Below are 17,711 nucleotides of genomic sequence, written 5' to 3' on the forward strand. Positions count from 1 at the left end.
CCACCTGATGGCTCGCCGCCCTTGCGGCCGCGAGCGGCGGGGCCGTAGCTCAGTTGGGAGAGCGCCGCAATCGCACTGCGGAGGTCAGGGGTTCAAATCCCCTCGGCTCCACCATCCGGTCCGACTCGATCCGTCGCGCACTCCGTCGCGCACCTCCGATCCGCCGCCGCCCGGCGCGGATCGCGAAGCGGTGACCTGGCGCCCCGGAGTCTCGGGTCGGCAGCCTGCGCGCGTGCCGACGTGCGTGGGGGACGACGTCTGCCGACCTCCCGATCCCGACCTATTCCGAACGAACCATTTTGGAAGGAAACGACAATGCCGACTCGCGCGGGGGCCAAGACCCTCACGAAGCTCGTGGCCCCCAGCCCCGCGGCATCCGAGCCGCCCTCGCAGAACCGCAAGCCGGAGAACGGCCGCTACCTGCTCCAGGTGGACCGCCAGACCAAGGGCTCCTACGCCACCGTCGAGGCCGCCGAGGCGGCCGGTCGGGTGATCAAGAAGGGGTTCCCGATCTTGCAGGTGACCGTGTACGACCCGGTCGAGTGCGTCGCCCGCCACGTCCAGGCCGAGTGACCGGCACCGCGTGGCCGTCACCGCGTGACCGGCACCGAGTGACCGACACCGGGCGAGCCGCGGCCGGCCTCAGGGGCGACCCGAGGCGCGCTGTGGACGCAGCGCTTCGGCGGGAGCGGACGGCGGCTCGGGCGCGGCGAACATCGCCCGCACCACCGCGCGGATCGCGAACGCCAGCGCGACGCCGGCCCCGATGACGCCGAACACCAGCAGTCCCACCGTGAGGCCGGTGATCACCGTGCCGAGGACTCGGTTGTCGAGATAGAGCAGCACGCCGGTGCCGATGGCGACACCGATCGAGACCACGACGCGCACGACATTCACCAACATGTCAGTTCCAGTGCAGGGGCCGCGCGGGCGGTCCACGAGGATCGATCGCGCGCGGCACGGCCTCATCGCCGTCTTGCTAGGGTGATCGGCGGTCGATCGCAAGCCCGAACTGCGACCGGCGGTCGCAGTCGGGTGCGGGGCGGAGCGTCTCACGGCAGACGCCCGAGCGTCCGCGCCGGAGCCTTGACAGCCGGCGGGCGGGGCGGCACGTCGCCGGAGCGGTGCGTCGGTGTTGCATGGCGTGTCGCGCCGGGCGAGCAAACGTCCCGGTCGGATCAGGCGGCGTCGGAAATCGCGAGGCGCAGCTCGACGACAGCATGCGTCCGCGATCGAGTCGTGAATGACCGTCGAGTCTGCTCTTCCCATCCTGTCGGTGCTGCTGCCTCTCGTGATGCTCGGGTCGCTGGCCCGACGGCTCGGCGCGATCGACAACCGGCGCCGCCGCGGCGAGCGGGCGGTCGTCGCCGTGCTGGTGTTCGCGGCCACCACGGCGGTGCTTCAGCGTCCGATCCTGGCGTCGGTCGTGACCGACCTCACGGTGGCGACGATCGTCGCAGCGCCCGGGCTGATCGCCGCCGGGCGCGCCGTGCTGCGCGGGCGACCGAGGGCGGATGCTCCGATCGGGAGCCGGAGCGCGGCCCGGGCGGCCGCAGGCGTCGCGGCGCGGCTCGCTCTGCTCGCCGCCGCTCTCTGGTGGGAGCCGCCGGCGGGCGCGCTCGGTGCGTGGATCGGCGCGGCGCCGGGGCTGCCGGCCGCCGTCGCCCTCGCGGCTGCGATCACGCCGCATCTCGGCTGGCTGGTCGCTGCGGCTGTCGGCTACGTGGTGGCGCGCCGCTTGGCGCGTAGCGAGCCGGCGGCGGTCGACCGTCACTTCGCGCTGGCTGTCGTCGTGCTGCTGTGGGCCGTCGTTCTCGTCGTCGGCGGCCGCCCGGCGACGGCGGCCGTCGCGGTCGCCGAGACGGTCGCGCTTCTCGCCGCTCTGTCGGCCGAGAAGCACCGCTACACCCACATGAACCTGCACGCCTACGATCTCGTGGCGTTCCTGCGCGATCGCACCGCGCTGCGGTTCTTGATCGACGCTCAGCGTCCCCTGGTGGTCCGCATGCTGGGCCGGCTGGGACTGGCGTTCGGGCTGGTCGGTGCCGTCGCCCTGGTGGAGCCGGTCGCGATCGGCCCGACGAGCGCGGCGTGGCTGGTGGCGGTGGCCGCCGTGCTGGTGGTGACGACGCGGCGGCGCCTGCCGCTGCGCGACTTCCTGGTGCACTTCTCGCGGCCTGTGCATGTCGCCCGGTTGTTCGAGACGGTGACCGATGCGGGGCGGGCGTGGTGGCGCGGCGGCGTGCTGGAGATCGCCGCGTCGCCGTCGCTCCCGCCGCTTCCGCCGTTCCCGCCGCCGTCGGCACCGGCTCCGATCGCGCGTGCCGAAACGCCGCCCGACATCGTGCTCATCCTCAACGAGTCGACCTTTCCGCCGTGGCTCTATGTCGACGGGGCGTGCGACCCGGAGGTCGCCGCCTTCTTCCGCTCGGCCGACGGGCGCACCCGCGGCCTGCGGGTCGAGACCTTCGGGGGCATGTCGTGGAAGACCGAGTTCTCGGCCATGACGGGGATTCCGGCGGGCGCCTACGGGGCCTTCGGCACCCATGTGTTCCATTGGGCGACCGGGCACATCCGCCACAGCCTGCCGGGGGTTCTCGCGACCCACGGCTATCGCGGCGCGGTTCTCTATCCGTCCGCCGGCGACTTCGCCGGTGCCGATGGCTTCTATGCGTCGATCGGCATCGACACCATGCTGGACCGTGCCGCCCTCGGCCTCGGCAGCGACTGGGCGCCGGACCGCGTCTATCTCGACCGCGGCCTCGCCTGGCTGCGACGCCACGCGGAGACCGGCGGTGGCCCCGCCTTCCTGTTCGTGCTGACGATGGCGAACCACGCTCCCCACGATCGACGCTATCGTGGCGACGATGCTCCTCCGACGGAGCCGATCGCCGATCGCGAGCTCGACGAGTATCTGCGGCGGCTGCGGGCGACGGTGCGTGACTACGCGGCGTTCCGCGATGCGCTCGCCGCGGCGCTGCCGTCGCGGCGGTTCGTGATCTTGCATTTCGGCGACCACCAGCCGCCGTTCACGGCGGGCCTGCTCGGCCATCACACGCCGTGGGGATCGGTGCCCGAGCAGTTTCCGCGCGAGCATCTCGCCTACCGCACCTATGTGGCGATCGACGGCGTCAACAGGGTGCCGACGATCGCGCCCGATCTGCCCGACGAGATCGAGATCGCCTATCTCGGTACGGTGGTGCTGGAGGCCGCGGGCCTGCCGCTGGACCCGCTCCACGCGCTGCGGCGCGACCTGATGCGGCGCCATGGCGGCGCACTGTGGTTCGCCGATGGCGGGCGTCTCGCCGCCGCGATCAACCGGCGCATGCTGGAGCGCGGCCTTCTCGTCCGCCATTGACGACGCACGTTTTGCGAGGTGCTGCACGCTGGGCGCGCGACGGCGTCTCGACTCGCCGCTGCATGCGACGTATGGCTGCTCGGCGCGACGGCATCGCGACTCGGCTCGCCTTTCGGGGCATGTTCGAATTGCCGCTCGTCTCGACCGCGACGCCTCGTCGTGGGCCCGACCCCGCGGGCTACGACGGCGATCCGCCGCCTATCGATCTCCGGACGCGAACCCTCATCCGGTCACGCCGGGCCTGCCGTTTCCGCGGCAGTTTCATGTGCCCATCTCAATCATCGATCTCGAGTCAAAAACAGACAATGGTCACTCTCGACGAAAAGCTAGAGCCTCTCTACGCGCAGGTCGTCCGACGCAACGCGGGTGAGGACGAGTTCCACCAGGCCGTCAAGGAAGTTTTCGAGAGCCTCGGTGCCGTGATTGCCAAGCGGCCCGATTACGCCGAGGACGGACTCATCGAGCGCATCTGCGAGCCGGAGCGCCAGGTGATCTTCCGCGTGCCGTGGACCGACGACCGCGGCCAGGTCCACATCAACCGCGGCTTCCGGGTCGAGTTCTCGTCGGCGCTCGGCCCCTACAAGGGCGGCCTGCGCTTCCACCCGAGCGTCTATCTCGGCATCATCAAGTTCCTCGGCTTCGAGCAGGTGTTCAAGAACGCCCTCACCGGCATGCCGATCGGCGGCGCCAAGGGCGGCTCCGACTTCGACCCCAAGGGCCGCTCGGACGCCGAGATCATGCGGTTCTGCCAGTCTTTCATGACCGAGCTGTACCGCCATCTCGGCGAGCACACCGACGTGCCGGCCGGCGACATCGGCGTCGGCCAGCGCGAGATCGGCTACATGTTCGGCCAGTACAAGCGCATCACCAACCGCTACGAGGCGGGCGTGCTGACCGGCAAGGCGCTGGCCTATGGCGGCTCGCAGGTGCGCACCGAGGCGACCGGCTATGGCTCGGTGTTCTTCGTGCGCGAGATGCTGCGCACCCGCAGCGCCGACTTCGACGGCAAGAAGGTCGTGGTGTCGGGCTCCGGCAACGTGGCGATCTACACCATCGAGAAGATCCAGGAGCTCGGTGGCAAGGTGATCGCCTGCTCGGATTCCGACGGCTACGTGGTCGACGAGGGCGGCATCGACCTCGCGCTGCTCAAGGACATCAAGGAGCGGCGCCGCGGCCGCGTCGCCGACTATGCGGAGGCGCTCGGCAGCACGGCCACCTACGTGCCGCAGGGCTGCATCTGGGACGTGCCGTGCGACATCGCGATGCCGTCGGCGACCCAGAACGAGCTCAACGGCCGCGACGCCCGCGTGCTGGTCGAGAACGGCGTCATGGCGGTCGGCGAGGGCGCCAACATGCCGTGCACGCCCGACGCGATGCGCATCTTCACCGACGCCGGCGTGCTGTTCGGCCCCGCCAAGGCGGTGAACGCCGGTGGCGTCGCCACCAGCGCGCTGGAGATGCAGCAGAACGCCTCGCGCGACTCGTGGACCTTCGAGGCCACCGAGGAGCGGCTGGCGAGCATCATGCGCGGCATCCACGATCGGTGCAGCGAGACCGCCGAGGAGTACGGGGCGCCGGGCAACTACGTGGTCGGGGCCAACATCGCCGGCTTCATCCGGGTCGCCGAGGCGATGCGGGCACTCGGCGTGATCTGATACGAGATCCGGCAGATCCACTCGGTGGTCATTCCGGAAGCCGCGAAGCGGCTGTCCGGAATCCAGCCGAGAGCTTGGAGTCTGCCGCGGGATGACCTGTTTCGCTGGGTTCCGGGTTCGCGGGCTGAGCGCCCGCGCCCCGGAACGACAGCGAACTGATCATCGGAACCAGTTTGACGGATGACGAGAAGCGCGGCCGGGTTCGCCCGGCCGCGTTGTGATGTCCCCTCAGCCGGCCGCGAAGGGGCCGGCCGCGAGGCCGATCCCGGTCACCCGCTCGGCGCCGCGGCCCGGCCGGGCCTCGGCGCGAGCCTCGCTGTGCGCCGCGGGTTGTGCCGGCGCCAGCCAGGCGTCCAGGAACGCCGACAGCCAGGCCCGCACGGCGCCGTCGTAGACCGGACGGTCGGCAAAATGTGCCAGCCGCGGCTTGGCGCCCGGCAACGACAGCCGCTCGTGACCGCGGGTGGTCCAGCGGCACATCATGGCGTGCGTCACCTCGGGGTGGAACTGGAGCCCGTAGGCGGCCGGCCCGTAGCGGAACGCCTGGTTCCGGAAGGTGTCGCCCTCCGCCAGCAGGCGGGCGCCGGCCGGCAGCTCGAAGCCTTCGCGATGCCACTGGTAGACGTGGCCGGGCCAGGGGCCGCAGACGCGCCGGCCGTCGAGGGTGACGCGCAGCGGATAATAGCCGACCTCGACGTGCCCGTCGGGATGCGGCGCCACGCGGGCGCCGAGCTGCTTGGCCAGCATCTGGGCGCCGAGGCAGATGCCGAGCAGCGGCTTCTGCTCGGCCAGCGGCACCGCCAGCCAGTCGATCTCGGTCTTGACGAAGTCGTCGGGATCGTTGGCGCTCATCGGGCCGCCGAACACGATGGCGCCGGCGTGCTCGGCCAGCGTCTCGGGCAGCCGGTCGCCGTAGCGGGGACGGCGGATGTCGAGCGGGATGCCGCGCGCCTGCAAGAACTGCCCGACGCGCCCGGGCGTCGAGCATTCCTGGTGCAGGACGACGAGGACTGGATTCGGCATCGTTGGTCGCGGTCCCGTGCTGGCGGCGCGGTGTTCTGTGGCCGCGGCGTCACGCCAAGGCTAACCGCGGCCCCGATCGCGATGCAAGCCTCGCGCCAGATGCTCGGGCAGAAGAGACAGCCGCGTCCGGACCGCTGTCGCGACCGCAGCGTCGCTTCTCCCGCGGGGCATGGGTGGAGAACGATTTTATCCGCCTCACAGGCCGCCGCGATCGCCGAGCCGGCGGATCTGCGTCGCCGCAATCAGCGCCAGCATGGCGCGACGGGGCAGCAGGCGCACGACGAGCGGCACCAGCCGGGCGAGCCGGCCCGGGATCGCCAGGGGGCGACCCGCCATCAGGGCGTCGTAGCCGCTGCGGGCCGCCGCGGCGGCCGTCACCGTCATGACGCTCTGGAACCCGGTGGCGCCGACGCCGGCGCGCGCCTGGAAGCCGGTCGGCACCGGCCCGGGGCACAGCACGCTGACGCGCACGCCGCGCGGGCCGAGCTCCCGCCCGATCGCCTCGGTGAAGGACAGCACGAACGCCTTGGTGGCGTAGTAGACGGCCATGCCTGGTCCCGGCATGAAGCCGGCCAGCGAGCCGACATTGAGGAGCCCGCCGCGCTGGCGGACGAGGTCGTCGGCGCACGCCAGGGTGAGGGCCGTCAGCGTGCGGACGTTGAGGTCGATCATGGCGAGCTGCTGGTCCGCATCGAGCGAGGTCGCCACCCCGAGCAGGCCGAAGCCGGCATTGTTGACGAGATAGCGGACCGCGAGCCCCTGCGCCGTCAGCGTCTCGCGCAGGCGGGCGGCCGCCTCGGGCGCGGCGAGATCGAGGGCGATCACCACCGGGCGCGGCGCGCCGCGGCCGGCGATCTCGTCGGCGAGGGTCGTCAGCTCCGCTTCGCGGCGGGCGACCAGCACGACGCGGTGGCCGTCGGCCGCGAACAGCCGCGCCAGCTCCGCCCCGATGCCCGAGGAGGCGCCGGTGACGACGGCGACCGGCTCCGGGTGGGCCGGAACGGAGGGGGGCTCGTGCGCGGCCGCGTCGCTCACGTCGGCTCGTCCAGCGGGTCGCGTCCCGCCGCGATCTGGCGGCGCAGCTCGATCCGGTCGCGGTTGGGCACGGCGAGCAGATCGGCGACCCGCCACATCACATTGTCCTCGAACTCGGTGACGTCGCCGTCGGCGAACACCATCTGCCACATCATGGCGACGACCTTGCGCCGGCCCTCCTCGTCGAGGCTGCGCATCAGCAGGCGGGTGAACTGGTAGAAATCGACGGCCTCGCGGTCGGCCGCCACCGCCGCGTCGATCAGCGCGTCGGTATCGGCGGCGTCGAGGCCGAAGCGGGTCTCCAGCAGCGTGTGCAGCTTGGCGCGCTCGGTCTCCGACAGGTTGGCGTCGAGGGTCGCCACATGGACCATCAGGGCGGCGGCGGCGAGCCGGTAGTCGTCGGGCTCGAAACGGGTCGGGCTCTTGCCGCCGCTGGTCAGCTCGGCGAAGAACGTCTTGATGTCGTCGAACATGCGGTCGTGCTCCGGGGGCGGGGTCGCGTCGGTCGGACCGCCTTCTAGAGCAAATCCCCATGGCGGGGAAAGCGCGCCGGGACGACGGGGTCGGGGGAAAGCCGCGCCGGGTGGCCCGGTGCCGTCAGCGCACCCCCTCCTTGGTCCGGGTCACCTCGGCGAGCAGCGCCAGATTGTTCCGGATGAACGGGTTGGCCGGGTCGCCGGCCTCGGCGGCGAGCAGCGTCGCATGGGCCCGCCGGTAGTCGCCGCGCAGGATGTAGGAATAGCCGATGTTGTTGAGCACCGCCGGGGTGCGGCCGGTGATCTTGATGAGCTGGCCGTAGGCGCGGTCGGCGAGCTCGAAGCGCTTCAGCCGGTCGTAGGAGGCGGCGAGGCATAGCCACGCCTCGGCCGAGCGCGGCGCCGCCTCGACGGCGCGCCGGCACATCTTCTCCGCCATGCCGTACTGGCCCTGCCGGAAGTGCTCCTTGCCGACACTGAGATCGTCGTTCGGCAGGCTCGGCGTCATGTTGTCGGGCAGCAGCTTGGGGTCGGCTCCGGCGGTCGAGCCGGTGATGTCGACGTCGGCCACCGGGGCTGGCGTCCCCACCGCAACCGCGGCCGGCGCCGCGCCGGGCAGCTCCGGCAGCTTCACCGCCGTCGTCTCGCAGCCCGCGAGCCACAGGAGACCCGAGAGGGCGACGAACGCGAACCGATGGACCTCGATACTCATGACTCGCCCGGGCGGGACCGGCGGTTCCGGCCGGGCGATCGACTGCGATGCACGACTCGGATGTTGGGTGGCCTGCCGGCGAGACTAGAAAGCGGGAGTTAAGAATTCGCTTGCAACGCCGAAATGGTCGTTGACGGCTCGTCAACCCTGCGGCGTTGAGCGGCGGTGCGGTGCTCACAGACCGGGATCGGACCCCTCCGCCGTGGCCGTGGCGGCCTGGGGCTCCGGCTCGGCGGATCGCACCGCCGGTGGGCGGGCGGCACCGGGCGTCGCACAGAAGCGGGCGAGCGCATCGATCTCGTCGGCACCGTCGGCCGCGGCGAGCCGGGCGTAGAGCCGCGCCATCGCGTGGTAGATCTCGCAGGACGGCCGGTCGGTGTGGAGGAAGTCGGCGATCTCCTCCATCTCGGCCACGAACCTGTACGCCTTGGGGAACATGGCCGGCACCTGGCGGCCGAGCCAGCCGGCGAGATGCGGCTGGCTCTCGGCCAGCTCGGCGGCGAGATCGGCGGCGCAGCCGGCCCGCGTCGCGCCAAGCACCATGGCGGCACCGATCGCGGTGAGACCCTTGGTGATGCCCGAATAGGACATCTTGAGCGCCGAGGCGGCGCCGACCGGGCCTTCCAGCACCCGGACGTCGAGACCATGCTGGCGCAGCTTGGCGACGTCGGAGGCGGCCGCGCCGGCGACGTGGAAGACGGTTCGGCGGCCCGGCCCGGGCGGCGGCCCGATGATGCTGCCGTCGACGAACGGCGAGCCGGTGCCGGCCAGCGCCGCCGCGATGTGCCGCACGGTGTCGGGCGACACCGCGTTGAAGTCGACATAGACGGGCTTGCGGCCGGCGCGGGCGAGCTCCGGCCGCAGCCGCTTGGCGACCGCCACCGCTTCGCCGGGCGGCACGATGGAGAGCACGATGTCGGCCTCGGCCACCAGGGCGGCATCGCCTTCGGCGACCGCCAGCCCGGCCGCCTGGGCACGCGCCGCGGTGGCGGGGCTGCGGCCGGCCAGTGAGGTGGTCACGCGGGCGCCGGCGGCGACCAGTCGCGCGCCGACGGCGGCGCCCATCTCACCCGGTGCGAGGATCGCGATGGTGATCGGCATGGCGGGGGTCCCGTGCTGATCGAGCACTATTTCGCAACCGGCGCAGCCACGCCACTGATTTCGTGACGGCCAGTTTGTGACGGCCGGTTTCGCCACGGCCAGAGCCTGCGAGCGACGCCGCCCCGCATTCCCACCCATCGAGACACCAGGGGGCTGGACGAGGCTGCTCACCGGCGGCGGCCTGTGGCGCAAACGCGCCGCCCGCCGCCATTCGCGGCACATGCTTAAGGGGCGCCACGAGTTCGCCGCGGGTGTGAACGGTTCGTCAACAATATCTCTTCAGGCGGCCTAAAGCATATCGGGAGAAGCGCCGTTCGGTTCACGAATTCAATACTTTCGCAGCTCCTAGTAAGTCCGGAGGGACGCCGTTGTCGCGTCCCGAGAGGACCAGAACGGTGCGGACCAGCACAGTCATCATGATCGCGGTGGCGGCCGTCTTCGGGCTGCTCGCCGTGTTCGCGACGCGGAGCTGGCTCAACAGCCAGGCCGAGGCGCGGATGCGCAGCCTGGAGGCCGGCCGCGGTGCACCCGCGGTGGCGTCCCGCACCGTCGTGGTGGCGGCCCGTCCGCTGCGGTTCGGCCACGAGCTGTCGGCGCAGGTGCTGCGTGAGGCGCCGTGGCCGGCCGATGCGCTGCCGCCGGGCGCCGTCGCCACCATTCCGGAGCTGCTGTCGAGCGGCAAGCGCGTGGTGCTGTCGCCGATGGAGCCGAACGAGCCGGTGCTGGCCATGAAGATCACCGGGCCGGGCCAGCGCGCGACGCTGTCGGCGCTGGTCGGGCCGGGCATGAAGGCGGTGACCATCCGGGTCAACGATGTCGACGGTGTCGGTGGCTTCGTGCTGCCGGGCGACCGTGTCGACGTGGTGCTGACCCGCCAGGTCGACAAGGACAACGCCTCGACCCAGGTGCTGCTGCAAGACGTCCGCGTGCTCGCCGTCGATCAGATGGCCGACGACCGCAGCGCCAGCCCGACGGTGTCCAAGGCGGTGACCCTCGAGGTCGACACCGCCGCCGGGCAGAAGCTCAGCCTCGCCTCCTCGGTCGGCTCGCTGTCGCTGCTGCTGCGCAAGGCCGGCGAGGTGAGCGAGACGAGGACCTCGCGGGTGACCCTCAAGGATCTGTTCAGCGACCTGATGGGCACCGACAAGTCCGACAAGACCGACAAGCCGGCGGCCCGCAAGGAGGTCGCCACCGTGGTGGTGACTCGCGGAGCGCAGAAGCAGGAATACCAGGTGCCGCACGAGGCCGGAAACGCCGCGGCCTACGCGACGGCGCAGTGAGATCGACGGCGCGTCATGCCGGGGGGCGTGGAGCGCCGAGGGACATCGGGGGCTCGGAATGGACGGGGACGACATCATCACGACCGCGACGGAACCGCGGTCCTCCCAGCGCAGAGCCGGCCGGCGCCGGACCGCCTGGCGCTCGCTCGTCATCTCCCTCGCCGTCGCGCTCGGCGCCACGCTCGCCACCGCGACGCTGCCGCTGGTGGCCGGGGCCGCGCAGGCTCAGAAGGTGGTGCAGCTCGGCGGCGGCAAGCGCACCGCCGCCGTGACGGTGCCGGTCGGCAAGTCGCAGGACGTGCGCACCGACGCCCCCTTCATGGAGGTCACCCTCGGTGACCCGGAGATCGCCGACGTCAATCCGCTCACCGACCAGTCGCTGTCGATCCTCGGCAAGAAGATCGGCACCACCCGCGTCTCGGTGTATGGCGAGGGCAAGAAGCTGGTCGGCCTGTTCGACGTCGAGGTGTCCTACGACGTGTCGGCGCTGGCCTCCGAGCTGGCTCAGCGCTTCCCGGGCGCCAAGTTCCGGGTCTCCAGCGTCAACGGCCGCATCCTGCTGGCCGGCTCGGTGCAGGATGGCGTGACGCTCGATCAGGCGCTCTCGATCGCCCGCCAGTTCGGCCCCGAGGTGATCAACGCCGTGCAGGTGGCGGCGCCCCAGCAGGTGCTGCTCGAGGTGCGCTTCGTCGAGGCGACCCGCTCGGCCGGCCGCGAGCTCGGCGTGCAGTGGAACGCCTGGAGCGAGAACCGGCGCTTCATCGGCAATGTCGGCAGCGATCGCACCGCCTCCGGGCTGCCGGTGCCGCGCCCGCCGACCTTCGGCACGGTCGGAACGGCGGCGGCCGGCGTGCTCTCCGGCGGCAATCCGTTCGGCTTCATGGTCGGCAGCCTGCTGCTCCAGGGCATGCAGATCGACGTCGCCCTCAACGCGCTGGAGGAGCGCGGCCTGGTGCGTCGCCTCGCCGAGCCGAACCTCGTCGCGCTGTCGGGCGACACCGCCAACTTCCTGGCCGGTGGCGAGTACCCGATCCCGGTGTCGGGCACGCTCGGCCAGATCTCGGTCGAGTACAAGCGCTACGGCGTCAGCCTCGCCTTCACCCCGACGGTGCTGGGCGGCAGCGTCATCAACCTGAAGATCGAGCCCGAGGTGAGCCAGATCGACCGCACCACCACGGTGTCGGTCGCCAACGGCATCTCGGTGCCGGGCCTGACGGTGCGGCGGGCCTCGACCACGCTGGAGCTGCGCGACGGCCAGAGCTTCGCGCTCGCCGGACTGTTGCAGAACGACAGCAGCACGGCGCAGGAGCAGCTGCCGTGGATCGGCGACGTGCCGGTGCTCGGCGCGCTGTTCTCCAGCCGCTCCTACATCAAGAAGGAAACCGATCTCGTCATCATCGTGACGCCGCGGCTGGCGCGTCCGGCGCGGCCGGGCGACCCGCTGCGCACGCCGCTCGATGCCACGGTGCCCGCCAACGATCTCGACCTGTTCGCCGGCGGCAAGCCCGAGCTCGCCCGCACCCCGGCGGTGCGCGGCGAGACGGCGGCGCTGCGACCCTATACCGGCCACATGCTCGAGCTGCCCCAGGGAGGCACCCATGTCGTGCTGCAATAACCGGCTCCGGCGTGCCGCGCTCGCCGGCGCGCTGCTGCTCGCCGCCGTCGTGGCCGGCTGCTCGGACATCTATTACGACCGGCGCGAGACCGTCATGTTCGGCGCCCAGGACGCGGTCGCCACCAACGTGGCGATCCACACCATCGACCCGTGGCCGCCGGCCGCCGCCAACCGCAACATCCCGGGCCACGGCCCCAATGTGGCCATCGCCCAGGAGCGCTACCGCACCGGCCGGGTGATCAAGCCGCAGGGTCTCGGCACCACCTCGACCTACAAGCAGTCGCAGACGCCCGACGGCGCCCCGACCGTCGCGGCCCAGAGTTCGGGAGGTGCGGCCGTCAAGGACTAGAGCATTGTCCGGCGAAGTGGACTCCGGTTCGCCGTCGAAAATGCGATCAAATAAGGACTTCTAGCGCGGAGTCCGATCCCGTTGGGTTGGATTCCGCTCTAGGCGTCGCCGCACCCGACCCCGGAACGTGGAAGATCCCCCGACATGCGAAGTCCCCGTGCCAAGCCGTCCAGCAGTCGAACCCGGGTCGTCGTGGTGACGGCCGACCCGCCGTTCGCCGATCTGGTTCGCGACACCTTCCGGGCCGCGCCGCAGATCGAGCTGGAGGTGATCGACGGTGCGCTGGCGGCGCAGGCCGATGCCGTCGCGGCCGCCGACGCCACCGTGGTGGTGATCGACCTGAATGTTGCCGGCGCCGACGACATGGCGGCGCTGGAGGCTCTGACGGCGCGGCTGGACGGCTGGCCGCCGGTGGTCACCGTCACCGATGTCTTCGACAAGGAGGTCATGCGGCAGCTTCTCAAGCTGCGCATCGCCGATTTCCTGGTGAAGCCGGTGCAGCCGGTGGAGCTGGTGCGCACCTGCGCCCGCGTGGTGCAGACGCCGGCCGCCGGCGACACCAGCGAGGCCGAGATCTTCACTTACCTGTCGGCGGTGGGCGGCGCCGGAGTGACGACGCTCGCCATCCAGACGGCGCTGCTGCTGCTCGGCAGCGGCACCCAGAAGACGCGGCCGGCGACCTGCCTGGTCGATCTCGACTTTCAGCACGGCGCCTGCGCCGACTATCTCGATCTCGAGCCGCGGCTCGACCTCGGCGAGATCGAGCCGCGGCCGGAGCGGCTCGATCGCCAGCTCCTCGAGGTGATGCTGTCGTATCACGCCTCCGGGCTCGCGGTGATCGCGGCACCCTGCCGGCCGGCCGAGATGCGCTCGTTCGATCCGGAGATCGTGACGCGGCTGCTCGATCTCGTCTCGTCGCACTTCAACTACGTCGTCATCGATCTGCCGCGCACCTGGTTCCCGTGGACCGACAACGTGCTGCTCGGCTCCAACCGGGTCTATGTGGTGAGCGAGCTGACGGTGCCCGGCATCAAGCACGCCAAGCAGTTGGTCGGCGCCATCCGCGAGCGGCTGGACGAGGGGCCGCGCCCACAGGTGCTGATCAATCGCTTCGAGCAGTCGCTGTTCGGCACCGGGCTGCGCAAGCGCGATCTCGATCAGGCGCTCGGCGACGACCTGCTGGCGACGATTCCCAACGACTACCGCCTGGTGCGCGAGGCGATCGATCGCGGCGTGCCGCTGGACGAGGTGAAGCCGGGCAACCGGATCTCCGCCCAGCTCCGCAAGATCGTCACGCCGGCGCAGGCGACGGAGCGGGCCGTCGAGCCGACCGCCAAGCGGCGACTGGGGTTGTCATGGGCCCGCGGCTGACCACCGGCCCCGCCGAGGGGAGCTGACCATGGGTGGACGCTTCAGCTTCCGCCGTCTCGCCCCCGCGCCGGCCGCCGAGCCGCCGGCGGCGGCGCCGGCGCCGCTGCCCGTCATGGTGCCGGCGCCCGGCCCGGCGCCGCTGCCGGCCGACCACGACACCACGAGCGCCCGCGGCGACGAGGCGATGACCCGGACCGCGGCGCCGGCCGTCGATGCTGCGTCCGCGCCACCGAGTGTGGCGCCGTCTCCGGCGCCGGCGATGCTCTCCGCGGCGACGTCCGCGTTGCCGGCAGGGCCTGTGCCGGCGAGCCCGGCGATGCGCGAGAAGCTGCTCGACGCCAAGGTGCGGCTGCACCGCAAGCTGATCGACGAGATCAACCTGTCGGCGCTGGAGAAGCTGCCCGAGGAGGAGATCCGCAAGCACATCCAGCAGCTCGTCGCCCAGTACGTGCTGGTCGAGCGACTCGCGCTGAACACCCGCGAGCTCGGCGACTTCGTCACCGAGATCCTCGACGAGATGACCGGCCTCGGCCCCATCGAGCCGCTGCTGAAGGACGCCAGCATCAGCGACATCCTGATCAACGGCCACGAATGCGTCTATGTCGAGCGTGGCGGCATGCTGGAGCCGACCGAGGTGCGGTTCAAGGACGAGGCGCATCTTCTGCGCATCGTCAATAAGATCGTCTCGGCGGTGGGGCGTCGGGTCGACGAGTCGCATCCGCTGTGCGACGCGCGCCTGCTCGACGGCTCCCGCGTCAACGTGGCGATCCGGCCGGTCGCCGTCGACGGGCCGCTGGTGTCGATCCGCAAGTTTTCCAAGAAGCCGCTGCACCTGAGCAAGCTCGTCGATGTCGGTGCGCTGCGGCCCCAGATGGCCGAGCTGCTCGCGGCGCTGGTCAAGGCGCGGGTGACCACCATCATCTCGGGCGGCACCGGCTCCGGCAAGACCACGATGCTGAACGCGCTGTCGGCGTTCATCTCCGACAAGGAGCGGCTGATCACCATCGAGGACGCGGCCGAGCTCCAGCTTCAGCAGCCGCATGTCGCCCGCATGGAGACGCGGCCGCCCAATGTCGAGGGCAAGGGCGAGATCCGCCAGCGCGATCTCGTCAAGAACGCGCTGCGCATGCGGCCCGAGCGCATCATCCTCGGCGAGTGCCGTGGCGAGGAGGCGTTCGACATGCTCCAGGCGATGAACACCGGCCACGAGGGCTCGATGGCCACCATCCACGCCAACAATCCGCGCGAGGCGATCTCGCGCCTGGAGCAGATGATCGGCATGGCCGGCCTGCCGATGACCATCGCCTCGGTGCGCGGCCAGATCGCCGCCGCGGTGCGCATCATCGTGCAGCTCTCCCGCCTCTCCGATGGCAAGCGGAAGGTGATGAGCATCGCCGAGATCACCGGCATGGAGGGCGAGATCATCCAGATGCAGGAGATCTTCAAGTTCGTCCGCACCGCGACGCTGGAGGACGGCACCGTGCAGGGCCACTTCGTCGCCACCGGGGTGCGCCCACGGGTGCTGACCGAGCTGACCGCCAAAGGCATCAAGATCCCGTCCAGCTATTTCGATCCGGGGCATCCGCTGTGACGGCCGGGCGCGCATCGCGAGACGGATGGGATCGGCGGGGCCGGAGCTGAGCGCCATGCCCGACATCGATCCGCTCTATGTGATCTACGGCCTCGCGGCGATCTCCGCCATCCTGTTCGCCGAGGCGATCTATCTGCTCGGCTTCTCGACCACGTCCTACCGCAAGAAGGTCAACCGGCGGCTCGCGCTGCTGAACGGCAATAGCGACCGGGAGGACATCCTGATTCAGCTCCGCCGCGAGCGCGGGCTGACCGGCAGCGGCGAGCTGACTCTTCCGTTCCTGTCGCTCAACCGGCTCCTGCTGCAATCCGGCATGGCGGGCGGCATCACCCGCCTCGTGCTCTACGCGCTGGCGGCGGCCGTGCTGGCCTTCGGCAGCGTGGTGGTGCTCCGCGACAGCCTGGTGGAGGCGACCCTGGCGGCTCTCGCCTGCGTCAGCGTCGCCCCGGTGCTAGTGCTGCGCATGCTGCGGGCGCGCCGGCAGAAGCGGTTCGGTGCTCAGTTTGCCGATGCGATCGACATCATCGTGCGCAGCCTGCGGGCCGGCCATCCGGTGCCGATCGCCGTCACCATGGTGGCGCGCGAGCTGCCCGACCCGGTCGGCACCGAGTTCGGCATCGTGGCCGACGAGATCACCTACGGGGCCGATCTCGAAACCGCCATGCGCAACCTGTTCGACCGCGTCGGCCAGGACGACCTGCCGCTGTTCGTCACCGCCGTGGCGATCCAGGGCTCGACCGGCGGCAATCTCGGCGAGATCCTGGAGAATCTCTCGTCGGTGATCCGCGACCGCTTCAAGATGCGGCGCAAGATCAAGGCGCTGGCGTCGGAGGGCAAGATGTCGGCGATGCTGCTGTCGGCGCTGCCGATCGCCATGTTCTTCATCATCCAGGTGGTGTCGCCGGACTTCTACGGCAGCGTGTGGAAGTACGATCTCACCAAGCTCGGGCTCGGCGGCGCCGCGCTCTGGATGGTCACCGGAAATCTGCTGATGTTCCGCATGGTCAACTTCAAGATCTGAGCACGCCGGATGGCCGATCTCATCTCCGACAACATGGATCTGCTGATCACGCTGTTCGTGTTCGTGGCGGCGGCCGCCGCGACCTTCGGCATCATGGCGATGGTGCGGGTGCGCGGAGCGGTGCGGCGGCGCGCCGCCGGCATCGTCGGGGGCGGTGATCTCGACGACGGCGCCGGCGGGCGGCGCTCGTTTCGGCAGGCCAGCGTCGAGGCCGTGCAGCGCCTGATCGACTACACCACGCGGCACTATGCGAGCTTCGACGACGGGAGCATGAAGCTCCTGCGCCAGCGCCTGGTGCAGGCCGGCATCTTCGATCCGCGGGCGGTCGGCTTCTTCTTCCTGGTGCGCGGAGTGTTGGCGGCGGGACTCGGGATCGCCGCCTTCGGGGTGTTGCCGCTGGTCTCCACGCTGAGCGACTCGACGGTCTGGGCGCTGGTCGGCGTCGCCGGTCTCGCCGGCTATCTGGGGCCGAGCCTGGCGCTCGATCGGATCGTCAAGAAACGCCGCGACGAGTACCGGACCGGCTTTCCGGATTTCATGGACCTCTTGGTGGTCTGTGCGGATGCCGGCCTCGGCATGGAAGGCTCGCTGGAGCGGATCGGCCGGGAGCTGGCCTCGTCCTATCCGGCGCTGGCCCAGAACATCCACATCACCAACCTGGAGATCCGCGCCGGCCGCACGCTCACCGAGGCGTTGGAGCACTTCGGCGATCGTCTCGGGCTGGAGGAGGTGCGCTCCTTCGCGACCCTGATCCAGCAATCGGACGAGCTGGGCTCCAGCATCACCGACGCGCTGCGCGTCTACAGCGAGGACATGCGCCACAAGCGCCTGTCGCTTGCCGAGGAGAAGGCCTACAGCCTGCCCGTGAAGCTGTCGGTGCCGCTGATGGTCTGCGTGTTCCCGGTGCTGTTCGTGGTCATCCTGCTGCCGGTGTTCGTGCGGGTGAAGCTCGGCGCCTATTGAGCATGGTCCGGCGACGCGAATCGGCGCGCCGTCGTCACGATCGTCGTGATGGATCACGAGCAGAACCCGATGCGCGCCGAGTCTCGCCACGACGCCGTATGATGCAACCTCATTGATTGTCGCGCCGGTCGCGGAGCGGAGACGCGGCGCGTATGCCGATC

General features: G+C 70.8%; 16 protein-coding genes and 1 tRNA gene. 11 read left to right on the plus strand and 6 right to left on the minus strand.

The genetic code is table 11. The features are described 5' to 3' along the window. Positions 1-38: 38 nt before the first annotated feature. Positions 39-114: transfer RNA gene (locus ACFQUV_RS15125), tRNA-Ala, on the plus strand. Between the two features lie 201 nt (positions 115-315). Then, a complete protein-coding gene (locus ACFQUV_RS15130) occupies positions 316-573 on the plus strand; it encodes a hypothetical protein (RefSeq protein ID WP_129611414.1) in 258 nt (85 codons plus the stop codon). A gap of 69 nt (positions 574-642) precedes the next feature. Here ACFQUV_RS15130 and ACFQUV_RS15135 read toward each other — a convergent pair whose 3' ends face one another. After that, the gene (locus tag ACFQUV_RS15135) at positions 643-903 is read right to left on the minus strand and encodes a hypothetical protein (protein WP_129611415.1); all 261 of its coding nucleotides are present in this window, start codon (positions 901-903) and stop codon (positions 643-645) included. A gap of 340 nt (positions 904-1,243) precedes the next feature. Between ACFQUV_RS15135 and ACFQUV_RS15140 the strand changes: the two genes are divergently transcribed. After that, positions 1,244-3,358, plus strand: coding sequence for a sulfatase-like hydrolase/transferase (locus ACFQUV_RS15140; RefSeq protein ID WP_129611416.1), 2,115 nt, complete (start codon positions 1,244-1,246; stop codon positions 3,356-3,358). A 305-nt stretch (positions 3,359-3,663) separates the two neighbouring features. Next, positions 3,664-5,013: an NADP-specific glutamate dehydrogenase gene (gdhA, locus tag ACFQUV_RS15145; protein ID WP_129611417.1), complete on the plus strand. Its 1,350-nt coding sequence runs from the start codon at positions 3,664-3,666 to the stop codon at positions 5,011-5,013. 228 nt (positions 5,014-5,241) lie between these two features. Here gdhA and ACFQUV_RS15150 read toward each other — a convergent pair whose 3' ends face one another. From ACFQUV_RS15150 to ACFQUV_RS15170, 5 genes are all read right to left on the minus strand, one after another. Next, a complete protein-coding gene (locus ACFQUV_RS15150; protein WP_129611418.1) occupies positions 5,242-6,036 on the minus strand; it encodes a glutamine amidotransferase in 795 nt (264 codons plus the stop codon). Between the two features lie 195 nt (positions 6,037-6,231). Continuing rightward, on the minus strand, positions 6,232-7,071 hold the full coding sequence (locus ACFQUV_RS15155) for an SDR family oxidoreductase (RefSeq protein ID WP_129611419.1): 840 nt from the start codon (positions 7,069-7,071) through the stop codon (positions 6,232-6,234). Beyond that, a complete protein-coding gene (locus ACFQUV_RS15160) occupies positions 7,068-7,544 on the minus strand; it encodes a TerB family tellurite resistance protein (protein WP_129611420.1) in 477 nt (158 codons plus the stop codon). Before ACFQUV_RS15160 ends, ACFQUV_RS15155 begins: the two co-directional genes overlap by 4 nt. Before the next feature lie 124 nt (positions 7,545-7,668). Next, positions 7,669-8,259 (minus strand): tetratricopeptide repeat protein, encoded by a 591-nt coding sequence (locus ACFQUV_RS15165; RefSeq protein WP_129611421.1) that lies wholly within the window; start codon positions 8,257-8,259, stop codon positions 7,669-7,671. Positions 8,260-8,433: 174 nt separating this feature from the next. Next, complete coding sequence (locus ACFQUV_RS15170; protein WP_129611422.1) at positions 8,434-9,360, minus strand: NAD(P)-dependent oxidoreductase; 927 nt, start codon at positions 9,358-9,360, stop codon at positions 8,434-8,436. 395 nt (positions 9,361-9,755) lie between these two features. Here ACFQUV_RS15170 and cpaB point away from each other — a divergent pair, with 395 nt between their 5' ends. From cpaB to ACFQUV_RS15205, 7 genes are all read left to right on the plus strand, one after another. Continuing rightward, on the plus strand, positions 9,756-10,640 hold the full coding sequence (gene cpaB, locus ACFQUV_RS15175; protein ID WP_129611423.1) for a Flp pilus assembly protein CpaB: 885 nt from the start codon (positions 9,756-9,758) through the stop codon (positions 10,638-10,640). A 58-nt stretch (positions 10,641-10,698) separates the two neighbouring features. After that, positions 10,699-12,255, plus strand: a complete 1,557-nt coding sequence (locus ACFQUV_RS15180; protein ID WP_129611424.1) for a type II and III secretion system protein family protein — start codon at positions 10,699-10,701, stop codon at positions 12,253-12,255. Then, on the plus strand, positions 12,239-12,604 hold the full coding sequence (locus ACFQUV_RS15185; protein ID WP_129611425.1) for a hypothetical protein: 366 nt from the start codon (positions 12,239-12,241) through the stop codon (positions 12,602-12,604). The genes ACFQUV_RS15180 and ACFQUV_RS15185 overlap by 17 nt, the downstream gene beginning before the upstream one ends. A gap of 144 nt (positions 12,605-12,748) precedes the next feature. Beyond that, positions 12,749-13,975, plus strand: coding sequence for a response regulator (locus ACFQUV_RS15190; RefSeq protein ID WP_129611426.1), 1,227 nt, complete (start codon positions 12,749-12,751; stop codon positions 13,973-13,975). Between the two features lie 184 nt (positions 13,976-14,159). Then, positions 14,160-15,566 (plus strand): CpaF family protein, encoded by a 1,407-nt coding sequence (locus ACFQUV_RS15195; RefSeq protein WP_129611432.1) that lies wholly within the window; start codon positions 14,160-14,162, stop codon positions 15,564-15,566. 55 nt (positions 15,567-15,621) lie between these two features. Beyond that, positions 15,622-16,587: a type II secretion system F family protein gene (locus ACFQUV_RS15200; protein WP_129611427.1), complete on the plus strand. Its 966-nt coding sequence runs from the start codon at positions 15,622-15,624 to the stop codon at positions 16,585-16,587. Between the two features lie 9 nt (positions 16,588-16,596). After that, positions 16,597-17,550 carry a type II secretion system F family protein gene (locus tag ACFQUV_RS15205; RefSeq protein ID WP_129611428.1) on the plus strand — a complete coding sequence of 318 codons (954 nt, stop codon included), beginning with the start codon at positions 16,597-16,599 and terminating at the stop codon, positions 17,548-17,550. Positions 17,551-17,711: the final 161 nt, after the last annotated feature.

It is taken from the genome of Rhodoplanes sp. P11, from assembly GCF_964266735.1.
GTDB classification, from domain to species: domain Bacteria; phylum Pseudomonadota; class Alphaproteobacteria; order Rhizobiales; family Xanthobacteraceae; genus Rhodoplanes; species Rhodoplanes serenus.